Origin of the sequence: Amycolatopsis nalaikhensis, assembly GCF_030264295.1 — a bacterium.
Lineage (GTDB): Bacteria > Actinomycetota > Actinomycetes > Mycobacteriales > Pseudonocardiaceae > Amycolatopsis > Amycolatopsis nalaikhensis.
Genome location: NZ_CP127173.1, coordinates 10,072,509 through 10,085,537, shown reverse-complemented (window position 1 = coordinate 10,085,537; position 13,029 = coordinate 10,072,509). Strand labels below are relative to the sequence as shown.

The 13,029-nt window shown below is 72.5% G+C and carries 14 protein-coding genes; 7 read left to right on the top strand and 7 right to left on the bottom strand.

Features of this window, described 5'->3' with window-relative positions; genetic code table 11:
- Positions 1-80 precede the first annotated feature (80 nt).
- Positions 81-1,100, top strand: coding sequence for a cell division protein ZapE (gene zapE, locus QP939_RS48975; RefSeq protein ID WP_285453816.1), 1,020 nt, complete (start codon positions 81-83; stop codon positions 1,098-1,100).
- Here the strand turns inward: zapE and QP939_RS48970 are convergent.
- Positions 1,054-1,611 carry a phosphatase PAP2 family protein gene (locus QP939_RS48970; protein WP_285460019.1) on the bottom strand — a complete coding sequence of 186 codons (558 nt, stop codon included), beginning with the start codon at positions 1,609-1,611 and terminating at the stop codon, positions 1,054-1,056. The two genes, zapE and QP939_RS48970, sit on opposite strands and share 47 nt — an antisense overlap.
- A gap of 75 nt (positions 1,612-1,686) precedes the next feature.
- On the opposite strand from QP939_RS48970, the gene QP939_RS48965 reads away from it, so the two are divergent.
- Complete coding sequence (locus QP939_RS48965; RefSeq protein WP_285453815.1) at positions 1,687-2,562, top strand: NAD(P)/FAD-dependent oxidoreductase; 876 nt, start codon at positions 1,687-1,689, stop codon at positions 2,560-2,562.
- A 24-nt stretch (positions 2,563-2,586) separates the two neighbouring features.
- Here QP939_RS48965 and QP939_RS48960 read toward each other — a convergent pair whose 3' ends face one another.
- On the bottom strand, positions 2,587-3,948 hold the full coding sequence (locus QP939_RS48960) for a DUF2252 domain-containing protein (protein WP_285453814.1): 1,362 nt from the start codon (positions 3,946-3,948) through the stop codon (positions 2,587-2,589).
- A gap of 220 nt (positions 3,949-4,168) precedes the next feature.
- Positions 4,169-5,401, bottom strand: coding sequence for an ornithine--oxo-acid transaminase (gene rocD / locus QP939_RS48955; RefSeq protein WP_285453813.1), 1,233 nt, complete (start codon positions 5,399-5,401; stop codon positions 4,169-4,171).
- A 144-nt stretch (positions 5,402-5,545) separates the two neighbouring features.
- Here rocD and QP939_RS48950 point away from each other — a divergent pair, with 144 nt between their 5' ends.
- The 5 genes from QP939_RS48950 to QP939_RS48930 are packed head-to-tail and all read left to right on the top strand — an operon-like array spanning position 5,546 to position 10,260.
- Positions 5,546-5,866 carry an ArsR/SmtB family transcription factor gene (locus QP939_RS48950; protein ID WP_285453812.1) on the top strand — a complete coding sequence of 107 codons (321 nt, stop codon included), beginning with the start codon at positions 5,546-5,548 and terminating at the stop codon, positions 5,864-5,866.
- Positions 5,863-6,330, top strand: coding sequence for an SRPBCC family protein (locus QP939_RS48945; protein WP_285453811.1), 468 nt, complete (start codon positions 5,863-5,865; stop codon positions 6,328-6,330). Before QP939_RS48950 ends, QP939_RS48945 begins: the two co-directional genes overlap by 4 nt.
- Before the next feature lie 17 nt (positions 6,331-6,347).
- A complete protein-coding gene (locus QP939_RS48940; protein ID WP_285453809.1) occupies positions 6,348-7,193 on the top strand; it encodes a PPK2 family polyphosphate kinase in 846 nt (281 codons plus the stop codon).
- 20 nt (positions 7,194-7,213) lie between these two features.
- Positions 7,214-9,313 (top strand): S9 family peptidase, encoded by a 2,100-nt coding sequence (locus QP939_RS48935; RefSeq protein WP_285453808.1) that lies wholly within the window; start codon positions 7,214-7,216, stop codon positions 9,311-9,313.
- Entirely contained in the window at positions 9,310-10,260 is a 951-nt protein-coding gene (locus QP939_RS48930) for an LLM class F420-dependent oxidoreductase (RefSeq protein ID WP_285453807.1), read from the top strand. Before QP939_RS48935 ends, QP939_RS48930 begins: the two co-directional genes overlap by 4 nt.
- A 184-nt stretch (positions 10,261-10,444) precedes the next feature.
- Here QP939_RS48930 and crcB read toward each other — a convergent pair whose 3' ends face one another.
- The 4 genes from crcB to QP939_RS48910 are packed head-to-tail and all read right to left on the bottom strand — an operon-like array spanning position 10,445 to position 13,000.
- Positions 10,445-10,819, bottom strand: a complete 375-nt coding sequence (gene crcB, locus QP939_RS48925; RefSeq protein WP_285453806.1) for a fluoride efflux transporter CrcB — start codon at positions 10,817-10,819, stop codon at positions 10,445-10,447.
- Entirely contained in the window at positions 10,816-11,148 is a 333-nt protein-coding gene (locus QP939_RS48920; protein WP_285453805.1) for a DUF190 domain-containing protein, read from the bottom strand. The genes crcB and QP939_RS48920 overlap by 4 nt, the downstream gene beginning before the upstream one ends.
- Positions 11,148-11,555 (bottom strand): fluoride efflux transporter FluC, encoded by a 408-nt coding sequence (locus QP939_RS48915; protein WP_285453804.1) that lies wholly within the window; start codon positions 11,553-11,555, stop codon positions 11,148-11,150. The genes QP939_RS48920 and QP939_RS48915 overlap by 1 nt, the downstream gene beginning before the upstream one ends.
- A gap of 56 nt (positions 11,556-11,611) precedes the next feature.
- Entirely contained in the window at positions 11,612-13,000 is a 1,389-nt protein-coding gene (locus tag QP939_RS48910; RefSeq protein WP_285453803.1) for an FAD-binding oxidoreductase, read from the bottom strand.
- Between the last annotated feature and the right edge of the window lie 29 nt (positions 13,001-13,029).

The following is a 13,029-nucleotide window of genomic DNA, read 5'->3' as shown; positions in this document are numbered from 1 at the left end:
CCAGCACGGGCGTGAAGTGCGTCTCGACCGGGGGACATCGGCGCCGGGCGGGGGCCGTCGCGCCGTTAGGCTCTGCGACCATGCCCGCGCACCTCACCGACCGCCGTCCCGAGCTGTCCTCCGACGAGCTGATCGGCGCGCTGGTGCCGCCGCCGCGCTTCGACGCCGTCCGGTTCGGCACCTACATCCCGAACCCGGACGAGCCGAGCCAGGCCGCCGCGGTCGAGGCGTGCTCGGCGTTCGCCGGGAAGGTCGGCGCGCGGCGCGAGAAGAAGCGGTTCAAGCTCTTCGGCGGGTCGTCCGAGCCGTCCGGGCCGATGGGCCTCTACCTCGACGGCGGGTTCGGCGTCGGCAAGACCCACCTGCTCGCCTCGACGTGGCACGCGGCGCCCTCGCCCAAGGCGTACGGCACGTTCGTCGAGCTGACCCACCTGGTCGGCGCGCTGGGCTTCGCCGAGGCCGTCCGGCGGCTGTCGGAGCACCGGATCCTGGCGATCGACGAGTTCGAGCTGGACGACCCGGGCGACACGACGCTGGTCACCCGGCTGCTGCAGGAGCTGATGGACGCGGGCGTGTACGTCGCGGCGACGTCGAACACGCTGCCGGAGAAGCTCGGCGAAGGCCGGTTCGCCGCCGAGGACTTCCTGCGCGAGATCCAGACGCTCTCGGCCCGCTTCGGCGTGGTGCGCGTCGACGGCCCGGACTACCGCCACCGCGGCCTCCCCGAGGCGCCGCCGCCGGTTTCCCCGGACGAGCTGGAGGCGTCGGTGGCCGCGCACGAAGGGTCCACTGTGGACGACTTCGACGCGCTGGTCGAGCACCTGGCCGCACTGCACCCCTCGCGCTACGGGCGGCTGCTGGACGGCGTCACCCGCGTGCACCTGCGCGGCATCCACCCGGCGCCGGACCAGAACGTGGCACTGAGGCTGGTCGCCTTCGCCGACCGGCTCTACGACCGGGCGATCCCGGTCGTCGTCTCCGGCGAGCCGCTGCCGTCGCTGTTCACCGAGGAGATGGTCAACGGCGGCTACCGCAAGAAGTACCTGCGCGCGGTCAGCCGGTTGACGGCGCTGGCGCGGGACGCGGCACCGACCACGTGAGCAGCACGACGGCGACCGCGAAGAGCGTCCCGCCCGCGACGTCGGTGAGGTAGTGGTAGCCGAGGCCGACCAGCCCGGCCGCGGCCGCCAGCAGCGCCAGCGCGGCCAGCACCACCACGAACACCTTGCGCGTGACGAGCACGAGCACGGTCAGCACCGCCACCAGGCTCACGGTGTGGCCGCTCGGGTAGACGAGCGTGCCGTTCTTCCACCGGTCGTACAGCGGTTTCAGCAGGAAGCTCGTCAGCAGGATCGCCAGCAGCGGCGCACCGAGCGCGAGGGCGGCGTCGGTCCGCCGTCCGGCGCGCAGGCACAGGACGACGGCGAGAAGGCCCAACGCGAGCACGACGTACGGCTCGGTCGGGAAGACCAGCGCGCGCAGCACGCCGGGGCTCAGGTGCGTCACGGCTTCGTCGGCGGCGCTGTCGAGCTCGCCGGGTGCCGTGCCGCCGGCGAACGGCAGGCCGAGCAGCAGCGCGAGCAGCCCGCAGACCGCGGCCGGCACCCACATCGTCCTCACCCGCGCGAGGGTAGCCGCGACGCCGTGGGATGGCCGTCTGCCACGATGCGGGGAGAGGAGGAGTGGATGCACATCACGGTGGCGGGGGCCGGGATCATCGGCTTGAGCTGCGCGTACCGGCTGGCCGGTGCGGGCCACGACGTGACGGTGGTTTCGGCGGCAGGTCCCGGCGAGTCGACGTCGGCGGTGGCGGGCGGGGTGCTGTACCCGCCGGTGCGCCGCCCGGACAAGCGGATCGCGCGGTGGACGGCGGCGACCCTGGACGTGCTGCGCGAGCAGGAGGCGCCGGGGGTGCGATTCCGGCGTGGCCGCGTCCTGCTGGCTTCGGGCGAGCCGGAGCCGCAGTGGCTGCGGGCGATGATCGACCCGGTCCGCGACGGCGACCAGCTGCTCTTCACGACGGCGTTGGTGGACACGCCGACGTACCTGGAGTGGCTGCTGGCGCGGGTGCTCGCGCGGGGCGTGCGCGTGGAGTACCGGCCGCTGACGACGCTCGCGGGGCTGGGCCCGGTGGTGAACGCGGCGGGCCTCGGCGCGGGCCCGCTGGCCGGTGACGGCTCGATGGTCCCGATCGGCGGCCAGGTCGTGCACCTGGCCGACCCGGGACTGACGGAGTTCGTGGTGGACGAGACGGGCCCCGGGGTCACGTACGCGATCCCGCACGGAACGCACGTGGTGTGCGGCGGCACGGAGGAGCCGGGCCGCGGCGACACGGAACCGAACCCGGGCGTGACGGCGGACATCGTGCGCCGCTGCCGCGAGCTGGTCCCGGCACTGGCGGGCGCGGAGGTGCTGCGTTCGGTGGTGGGCCTGCGCCCGTTCCGGCCGGTGGTCCGGCTGGAGCGCGAGGGCGACGTGGTGCACTGCTACGGCCACGGCGGTTCGGGCATCACCTTGGCCTGGGGCTGCGCGGCCGACGTCGTGGACCTCGTGAGTGTTTAGGGCGGTTAGAACCGCCCTAACCACTCACGACCCGGTGGAGAAGGCGGCGTGGTCGGCTTCGGTGAGATCCGCGTACCGGACCGCATACGCGCCGATGGCTTCGTCGAGGTCTTCGTCCTCGGCGAAGTAGCCCGCCAGCAGCTTCGGGTGCAACGACCGCGTGTGCGCGCGGGCCAGCAACGCCCCCGCGAGCCGCCCGTAGTCGTCGAGGTGGTCCTTCTCCAGCTCCGCCGGGTTGATGTCGCCCTTGAGGTTGCGGAACTGCCGGACGATGAACGGACGGCCGTCGATGGTGGTCCAGCCGAGCAGGATGTCCGTCTCCGCCTGGACGAGCCGGGCGCCGTCGACGATCCGGCGGCCCTCGTGCTCCGCCGCGGGCAGGCCGAGGTACGGCGCAAGTGCGGGCCGTTGGGCCTGTTTCACCTGCAGCACCAGATCTTCCTCGTCGTTGCCGTGCAGCAGGGCGACGTAGCTGCGCAGCCCCACGCTGCCGGTACCGACGACGCGGAAGGCGACGTCGGCGAGCCGGTATCGCGCGATCAGCGTCCGCCGCGACTCGCGCAGGGAGTCCACATAGGACACCAGCCCGGCGGCGACGGCCTCGGCGGTGTTCTCGTCGACGTGCGTCAGCACGGGCGGGTCCTCGACGAACCGGTGCCGCGCCAGGCCGGTCTCGTGGTCGTCGACGCGCTCGGTCCACTTGGCCGACACCTTGGCACTGGTGTTCTTGCGGGCTTTCTCGGCCGCGTCGGCGAAGTCGTCGATCAGCTCGTCGGCGCGCGCTTTCGACAGCACCGAGGAGTCCGGCAGCGCGTTCCAGCTGCGCAGGAACGGCAGGTCGGCGAGCGCCCGGATGGTCCGCCGGTAGGACTTGACGGCGTCTTCGGCGGCTTCGCGGCACCCGGACTCGCCGATGCCGCCCTCGCGCCCGGCGAGCACGAGGCTGGCGGCGAGCCGCTTGAGGTCCCACTCCCACGGGCCGGGCACGGTCTCGTCGAAGTCGTTGATGTCCATCACGATCTTGCCTTCGGGCGTGCCGTAGAGCCCGAAGTTCGCGGCGTGGGCGTCCCCGCAGAGCTGCGCCGTGACCCCCGACGACGGCGTGCCCGCGAGGTCGGCGCCCATCAGCCCGGCGGCCCCGCGGAAGAAGGTGAACGGCGAGGTGCGCATGCGTTCCCGCCGGAGTTCGACCAGTTCCGGGAGGCGCCCGGCGTTGCTGGCTTCGAAATAGTGGAGCGGTGTCGGCCGGTCCGGTGCGGCGGCCTCGTGGTCGTGCGCGGTGGCTGGTGTCTTTTCGCGGAGCCGCTTGCCCTGTTCGTACAGCTCGGCCGGGGTGACGCTGTCCGCGCCGACCAGCGGCCGTTCCACCCATTCCCCTGATCCCATACCGGGCACAACGTCCGAAGGGGACGATGTGCTCCCGGCAGCGGTACGGCACCCGGCCGGTCCGCGGTGGGCTGAAGGGGACGTTCATCGCATCTGCCGCGCTGAAGGGGACTTTCCTGCGATGTGATGGGAGCAAAGTCCCCTTCAGCGCGCGCGGGCGAGGCGTTGTGCTCCCGGATGCCGCCGGGGCGGGAGGCTCACCCGGCGGCATCCGGGTGGTTCAGGGGCGGATGACCTCGGCGATCGCGTCGATCCCTCGGTCCAGCTCCTCGCGGGTGATCACCAGCGGCGGAGCCACGCGCAGGGTCCGCTCGTGCGTCTCCTTGCACAGCACGCCCCGCGTCGCCAGCGCTTCCGACGCCTCGCGCCCGGACGGCCCGCCCGGCGCGATGTCGATGCCCGCCCACAGCCCGCGGCCGCGGACCTCGGACAGCCCGGTGCCGACCAGCGCGTTCAACCGCGCGTGCAGGTGCGCGCCCAGCTCCGTGGACCGCTGCTGGAACTCGCCGGTGCGCAACAGGCGAACCACCGCGCGCCCGACCGCGCACGCCAGCGGGTTGCCGCCGAAGGTCGAGCCGTGCTCGCCCGGCTTCAGCACTCCCAGCACGTCGCCGCGGCCCACCACCGCCGATACCGGGAGGATTCCGCCGCCCAGGGCCTTGCCCAGTGTGTACACGTCCGCGCGGACGCCCTCGTGGTCCAGCGCCAGCACCGTGCCCGTGCGGGCCAGGCCGGACTGGATCTCGTCCGCGATCAGCAGCACGCCGTGCTCGTCGCACGCCTGCCGCACCTCGGCGAAGTAGCCCTCCGGCGGCACGATCACGCCCGCCTCGCCCTGGACCGGCTCCAACAGCACCGCCGCCGTGCGCGGGGTGATCGCGTCGCGCAACGCGGCCGCGTCGCCGTACTTCACCGTGACGAAGCCCGGTGTGAACGGGCCGAAGTCCGCGCGCGCCGTCTCGTCCGTCGAGAACGACACGATCGTGGTGGTCCGGCCGTGGAAGTTGGCGCCGGCGACGATGATCTCGGCGGTGCCGTCCGGCACGCCCTTGACCCGGTGCGCCCACTTGCGGGCCACCTTGACCGCCGACTCGACGGCTTCGGCGCCGGAGTTCATCGGCAGCACCAGCTCGGTGCCGGTCAGCTCGGCCAGTTCGCGGCAGAACAGGCCCAGCTGGTCGTGGTGGAACGCCCGCGACGTCAGCGTGACCCGGCCGAGCTGCTCGACCGCGGCGGCGATCAGGTCCGGGTGGCGGTGGCCGAAGTTCAGGGCCGAGTAGCCGGACAGGAAGTCGAGGTAGGACCGGCCCTCGACGTCGGTCACCGAGGCGCCGGAGGCTTCGGCGATCACGACGGGCAGCGGGTGGTAGTTGTGCGTGCTCCACCGCTCGTCGAGCTCGATGAAGCTCGCGGCGGAGGGGGCGGCGGTCTCCCGGCCGGCGAACGTCGTCATGCGTTCAGGTTAAAGGCAGAAGACGCAGACTTCAGCCGGGAATCGTTGCTTTCACCCGTCGTCCGTTGCGCAATCTTCGCGCTGGACCACCGAAACGCTGCGCACCCGTTGACGAACTACTCGGTAAGCCGTAACTTACCGTTCGTGGCGACTTACGGAAGTGACCAGCTGGCCGCCCTCGCCGACCCCTCGCGCCGCGCGATCTTCGAAGCGCTGCGTGACGGGCCGCGGGCGGTCGGCGAGCTGGCCGCCGCCCTGCCGATCAGCCGCCCGGCCGTGTCCCAGCACCTCAAGGTGCTCAAGGAGGCGGGCCTGGTCGCCGACCGGGCCCAGGGCACCAAGCGGCTCTACCGGCTGGAACCGGCCGGGATCGCCGCCCTGCGCGCCTACCTCGACGGGATGTGGTCGGACGCGCTGCGGGCCTTCGCCGAGTACGCCGAATCCACCGAAGAGGAGCCGTCATGACGCTGGAACCGATCCGCAAAACCGTCACCGTCGCGTGCTCGCGCGCGCACGCGTTCAAGACCTACACCGAGGCCTTCGATAGCTGGTGGCCGCGCGCTCACCACATCGGGCAGGGCGACTTGGCGGAAGCCGTCCTCGAGCCGAAGCCGGGCGGGCGCTGGTACGAGCGGACCGTCGACGGCGCCGAGTGCGACTGGGGCGAGGTGCTCGTCTGGGAGCCACCCGCCCGGGTGGTGCTGTCCTGGCGCATCGACGGCGACTGGCGGATCGACCCCGATCCCGCGCACGCCAGCGAGATCGAGGTCAGATTCATCGAGGAGGGGCCGCGCCGCACCCGCGTCGAGCTGGAACACCGGGCCTTCGAGCGCCACGGCGAAACCGGCGCGAAGGTCCGCGACGGCGTCTCCGGCGACGGCGGGCACGGCGCCCTGCTGGAGCTCTTCGCCGAGAAAGCCGCCGCCTGAGCGGGTAACTTCACGGGATGGTCGAGAACACCAGCCGGGTCCGGGACGCGCTGCGTATCGACGGCGCGTTGCCGGACCCCGGCTCGACGCCCATCGGACCGGGTAAGAAGCCCAAGGCCCTCGCGAAGCTCGACAGTGCGGGCGAGCGGCTGTCCGCGCTGCAGGAGGCGCTCTACGCCGAGGGCGTCGGCGGCGGCACCCGCAGTGTCCTGCTGGTGCTGCAGGGCATGGACACCTCCGGCAAGGGCGGCACTGTGTCGCACGTGCTCGGCCTGGTCAACCCGATGGGCGTCCGCTACTCCGCGTTCAAGAAGCCGACCGCGGCCGAGCGGCGCCACCACTACCTGTGGCGGATCCGCAAGCGCCTGCCCGGCCCCGGCGAGATCGGCGTCTTCGACCGCTCGCACTACGAGGACATCCTGGTCCCGCGGGTGAACGGGCTGCTCACCGGCGCCGAGCGGCGCCGCCGGTACGCCGAGATCGACGCGTTCGAGGCGGAGCTGGCCGAGGCGGGCACGACCGTGCTCAAGGTGTTCCTGCACATCTCACCGGAGGAGCAGCTCAAGCGGCTGAAGGCGCGGCTCGTCACGCCGGAGAAGCGCTGGAAGTACAACCCGGGCGACCTCGAGGCGCGCGGCCACTGGGGCGCTTACGCCGAGGCGTACGCCGACATCTTCAAGAAGACCTCCACCGCCCGCGCGCCCTGGTACGCCGTGCCCGCCGACCACAAGTGGTACCGCAACTGGGCCGTCGCCGAGCTGCTCATCGAGACCCTCACCGAGCTGAAGCCGAAGTTCCCGGAACCCGGCTACGACGCCGACGCCGAGCTGGCGAAGCTGAAGGGTGTTGGCGGATCGGCGTGAGCGTCTGGAAGAGTGCGGGCGTGACCGATGTCGACGACCTCCCGTTCCTCCGCAAGCAGGCCCGTACCCAGCGCTTCACCCTCGGCGCGCCGAAGGAGTTCCGGGTCGCCCCGGACGGCTCCCGCGTGCTGTTCCTGCGCGCCGAGTCGGGCACCGACCCCCGGCACAGCCTGTGGTCGGCCGACCTGGCCACCGGCGCCGAGACGAAGCTCGTCGACGCCGTCGAGCTGCTGCCCGGCGAAGAGGAGCTGCCGCCCGAGGAGCGGGCGCGGCGCGAACGGGCCCGCGAGACCGGCGGCGGCGTCGTCCACTACGGCGTCGACGCGGGCTTCACCGTCGCGGCCTTCTCGCTTTCGGGGAAGCTCTACACCCTGGATCTCGCGTCGGGAGAGGTCACGCTGCGCGTCGACGGCGCGGTGATCGACCCGCGCCCGAACCCGACCGGCACGCACGTCGCGTACGTGCAGAACCGGCGGCTGCACGTGATGGAGCTGGCCACCGGCGAAGACCGCGTGCTGGTCGAAGAGGACGGCGACGACATCGCGTGGGGCCTCGCCGAGTTCATCGCCGCGGAGGAGATGGACCGCACCCGCGGCTACTGGTGGGCTCCCGACGGCCGGAGCGTCCTGGCCGAGCGGTCCGACCGCGGCCCGGTGCCGCGCTGGACGATCGCCGACCCGGCCAACCCGCAGAACCCGGCGAACGTCGTCGCCTACCCGGCCGCGGGCACGACGAACGCGCTCGTGTCGCTGGCGGTCCTCGGGCTCGACGGCTCCCGCGTGGACGTCGCCCCGGGCGACTGGGAGTACCTCGCCTCGGTGCACTGGTCCGCCGGTGGCGCGCCGCTGCTGGCCGTGCAGCCGCGCGACCAGAAGCGGATGGACGTGCTCGCCCTCGACGTCGCCGACGGCTCGACGTCGGTGGTGCACACGGCGAGCGACCAGCACTGGATCGACATCGTCGGCGGCGTCCCCGCGTGGACGCCGGACGGGCGCCTGGTCACCGAGGGCATGGTCGACGGCGACCACCGGCTGTTCGTCGGCGGCGAGGCCGTCACCCCGGCCGGGCTGCAGCTGCGCGCGGTGCTCGACGTCGGCGAGGAGATCCTCTTCAGCGCGTCCGAGGACGACCCGACGCAGATCCACGTGTTCCGCACCGAAGGCGGTTCCGTCCGCCGGTTGTCCACTGTGGACGGCGTGCACGTCGGCGCCGGATCGGCCGCGCTCACCGTGTTGTCTTCGTGGAGCTTGGAGTACAGCGGGCCGCGGGTTTCGGTGCTGCGGGACGGCGAGCCGGTGGCGTCGATCGCGACGTCCACTGTGGACCCGGACATCGTGCCGAACCTGACCTGGCTGACGCTGGGGGAGCGCGGCCTGCGCGCGGCGCTGCTCCTGCCGCGCGGCTACGAGCCGAGCGAAGGCAAGCTGCCGGTGCTGCTGGACCCGTACGGCGGGCCGCACGCCCAGCGCGTGCTGCAGAGCCGCAACGCGTTCCTGACGTCGCAGTGGCTGGCCGACCAGGGCTTCGCGGTGCTGGTCGCGGACGGACGCGGCACGCCGGGCCGCGGCGCGGTGTGGGAGCGCGAGATCGCCGGGCGCCTCGCCGACGTCACGCTGGCCGACCAGGTCGACGCCCTGCAGGCCGCGGCCGCGCGGTTCCCCGAGCTGGACGTCGAGCGGGTCGCGATCCGCGGCTGGTCGTACGGCGGGTACCTGTCGGCGCTGGCGGTGCTGCGGCGGCCGGACGTCTTCCACGCGGCGGTCGCGGGCGCGCCGGTCACCGACTGGTCGCTGTACGACACGCACTACACCGAGCGGTACCTGGGCAAGCCCCAGGACGAGCCGGAGAGCTACGCGCACAACTCGCTGATCGAGGGCGCGGGCGAGCTGAGCCGGGCGCTGCTGATCGTGCACGGGCTGGCCGACGACAACGTGTTCGTCGCCCACGCGCTGCGGCTGTCGTCGGCGTTGCTGGCGAAGGGCCGCGCGCACGTGTTCCTGCCGCTGGCGGGGGCGACCCACATGACGCCGCAGGCCGAAGAGGTCGCGGAGAACCTGATGCGCACGCAGGTGGACTGGCTGCTGCGCGAACTGTCGGCCGTCGAAAAGGAGACCGCATGAGTCGCTGGGGCCTCACGATCCCGTTGACCGGGGTGCCGCTGACCGCGCACCGCGAGCTGGTCGAGCAGCTGCCGGACCTGGGCTACACGGACGCGTGGACGGCCGAGACGGCGGGCGCGGACGCGTTCACGCCGCTGGTGCTGGCCTCACAGTGGGCCCCCCAGCTGCGGCTGGGCACGGCGATCGTGCCGGTGTACACGCGCGGCCCCGGCCTGCTGGCGATGCAGGCGGCGACGGTGGCCGAGCTGGCCCCGGGCCGGTTCGTCCTCGGCATCGGCGCGTCGTCCCCGGTGATCGTGTCCAACTGGAACGCGGCTTCGTTCGACGCGCCGTTCGCGCGTTCGCGGGACACGCTGCGGTTCCTGCGGACGGCGCTGGCGGGGGAGAAGGTCAGCGAGGAGTACGAGACGTTCGCGGTGTCGAAGTTCCGCCTGGAGCGCCCGGTGGACCCACCGCCGTCGATCATGCTGGCGGCCCTGCGTCCGGGAATGCTGCGCTTGGCGTCCCGCGAGGCGGACGGCGCGATCACGAACTGGCTGGCGGCTTCGGACGTGCCCCAGGTGCGTTCGGTCATCGGGCCGGACGTCGAGCTGGCGGCCCGGATCTTCGTGTGCCCGACGGAGGACGCGGAGGTGGCGCGCGGCTTGGGGCGGATGCTGATCTCGAGCTACCTGACGGTCCCGGTGTACGCGGCGTTCCACGAGTGGCTGGGCCGAGGCGAGGCGCTGGCCCCGATGCACGAGGCCTGGGCGGCCGGGGACCGGCAGAAGGCCAACCAGGTGATCCCGGATTCGGTGGTGGACGAGCTGGTGATCCACGGCAGCGTCGAGTCGTGCCGGGAGCAGGTGCGGTCCTATGTGGACAATGGGCTGACGACGCCGATCATCGCGTTGCTGCCGGCCGGTGGGGATCCCTTCGAGCAGGTCCGCGGCCTCGCGCCGCGCTGAGGATCCGAAGCGCCCCAAGGCGGCCTTGGTTGCGTTGAATGGGCACTGCGGCGCGCAGCGTCTCCGTTGAGGGTGGCGGTGGGGGCATGGGAGGAGCACCGAAGGCGGCCTTGGTTGCGTGTGGCGCACCGAAGGCCGCCTTGGTTGCGTCTGACGCACCGAAGGCCACATTGGGGCGCTCGGGTCAGGACCAGATCGCGGTGGCGAGCAAGAGCCCGGCGGCGCCCGAGGCGAGCCCCGCCAGCACGGTCACCACCACGTTGAGCACCGCGTACAGCCGCGTCTTCTCCAAGAACAGCCGCACGGTCTCGTACCCGAACGTCGAGAACGTCGTCAGCCCGCCACAAAAACCGACCGCCACCAGCGACCGCACCGACGACGGTTCCGCCCCGTGCAGCAGCCAGCCGCTGAGGAAGCCCAGGATGAACGAGCCCACCACGTTCACCGTCAGCGTCCCGAACGGGAACACCGAGTCCCGCCACGCCTGCACCCGGCGGTCGGTCAGGTAGCGCAGCACCGACCCCGCCGCCCCGCCGAGGGCCACCAGGACCAGCGTCACTCCGTCCGCCCCACGTGGCGGACCACCTCGACCTGGTCGAGCGTCACCAGGCCCTCGCCGACCAGCTCGTCCAGCTGCGGCAGGAACGCCCGCAGCTTCTCCTCGGCGTCGATGATCACGACCACCACCGGCAGGTCCTCCGACAGCGACAGGATCCGCGTCGTGTGGATCAGCGACGACGCGCCGTAGCCCTCGACGCCGCGCAGCACCGAAGCGCCCGCCAGCCCGGCGTCGCGGGCCCGCCGGACGATCTCGTGGTACAGCGGCTTGTGGTGCCAGTGGTCGTCCTCGCCGATGTAGATCGTCAGGCGTGTCGCCGGTCCGTCCATCAGCGCCCCTTCCGCACCGCTCGTGTCGCCGTGAGCCCGGCCGCGACCGCCGTCAAGCACAGTGCCAGCGACGCGGCCGCGTACGCCAAGGATCCCACGAGGTGCCCGGTCGTCGCCGCGTCGAGGGTGTCGGTCACGAACGTGGAGAACGTCGTGAACCCGCCGAGGATCCCCACGCCGAGGAACGGCCGCAGCAGGTGGTGCGGGCGCGCCGTCGTCGTGAGCAGCGCCATCAGGATGCCGATCAGCAGGCAGCCCAGCACGTTGGTGAGCAGCGTGGCGACGGCGAACTCGCCGCGCGCGTGCGGCAGCGCCACCGACAGGCCGTACCGGGCGAGGCTGCCCAGCGCACCGCCGGCGGCGATCGCGAGCAGGACGTCCCACCGGGTCGCCGGAATGCCGATCACCCCGAAAACCTACCCCGCGGGGCTGACGGCCCCCCGTCGGCCGTCAGCCCCGCGGGTCACGCCGGGTGGATGTTTTGGTTGATGTGGAACACGTTGTCCGGGTCGTACCGCCGCTTCACCGCGGCCAGCCGGTCGTAGTTCGCGCCGTACGACGCGCGCACCCGGTCCTGGCCCTCCTCCATCATGAAGTTGACGTATGCCCCGCCCGCCGACGTCGGGTGCAGCTCCTCCCAGTACTCCCGCGTCCACCGCGAGATCGTCTCGGCCTGCGCCGGCGACGGGTCCACCCCGACGATCACGCCCGACCAGCCGCCCGAGCGGTGCGGGAACGCCGTCGCGTCGGGCGCGACCCGGCTCGCCGCGCCGTCGATCGGGTACAGGTGCATCGACGAGTGCATCGTCGGCAGGCCCTCGCCGTGCTTGAGGTGGACGTCGATGGCCGCGTCGGAGATCTCGTGGAACACGTCCGCGCGCCAGTACCACTGCAGCCCCTTCGGGTACAGCGCGTCGAACGCCCCCTGCAACGCCGTGTACGGCAGGTCGTGCAGGCCCACCAGCAACGGCGACCCGAACGAGCGGACCGGCGCCAGCACCTCGTCGGCCTTGTCGTGCGCGCCCGTGTAGCACCAGACGATGCCGCACGCCTTGCGTCCCCACAGCTGTTCGGGGAACGGCGGCGCGGGCGGGATGGTCAGCAGGCCGAACCAGCCGTTCAGCTCCTCGGGCAGTGACGGCAGCAGCTCGCGGTACCAGCGCAGCACGTCGGGTGTGTCGGCCAGGTCGTAGAGCACCGGGCCGCCGATCACCACGCCGCGCTCGCCGATGTCGTGGCAGCGGAACGTGAACGACGTGACCACGCCGAAGTTGCCACCCCCGCCGCGCAGCGCCCAGAACAGGTCGGGGTGCGACGACTCGGACGCGTGCACGAACGAGCCGTCCGCGAGGACGACGTCCGCGGCCAGCAGGTTGTCGACCGTCAGGCCGAAGCGGCGGGCCAGGTAGCCGATGCCGCCGCCGAGGGTCAGGCCCGCGACGCCGGTCGAGGAGACGATGCCCGACGGCGTCGCCATCCCGAACGCGACCGTCGCGTGGTCGACGTCGCCCCACGTGCACCCGGCGTCGGCGCGGACGGTGTGGTTCACCGGGTCGACCGTGGTGCTGCGCAACCCGGACAGGTCGACGACCAGCGCGCCGTCGGCGACGCCGAGGCCGCCCGCGTTGTGGCCGCCGCCGCGCACGGCCAGGTCCAGGCCCTGTTCGCGCCCGTAGCGGACGCAGGTGACGACGTCGGCGGCGTCGCGGCAGTAGGCGATCGCCGCCGGCCGCTTGTCGATCATGGCGTTGTAGACCGCGCGGGCTTCGTCGTAGCCCGGGTCGGCCGGCGTGACGAGGGTGCCGCGCAGCGCGGCGGCCAGTTCCTCGTGCGGCAGTGCGGTGGTGGTCATGGTGGCCCCTCTCGGATTTCCGGTACGGG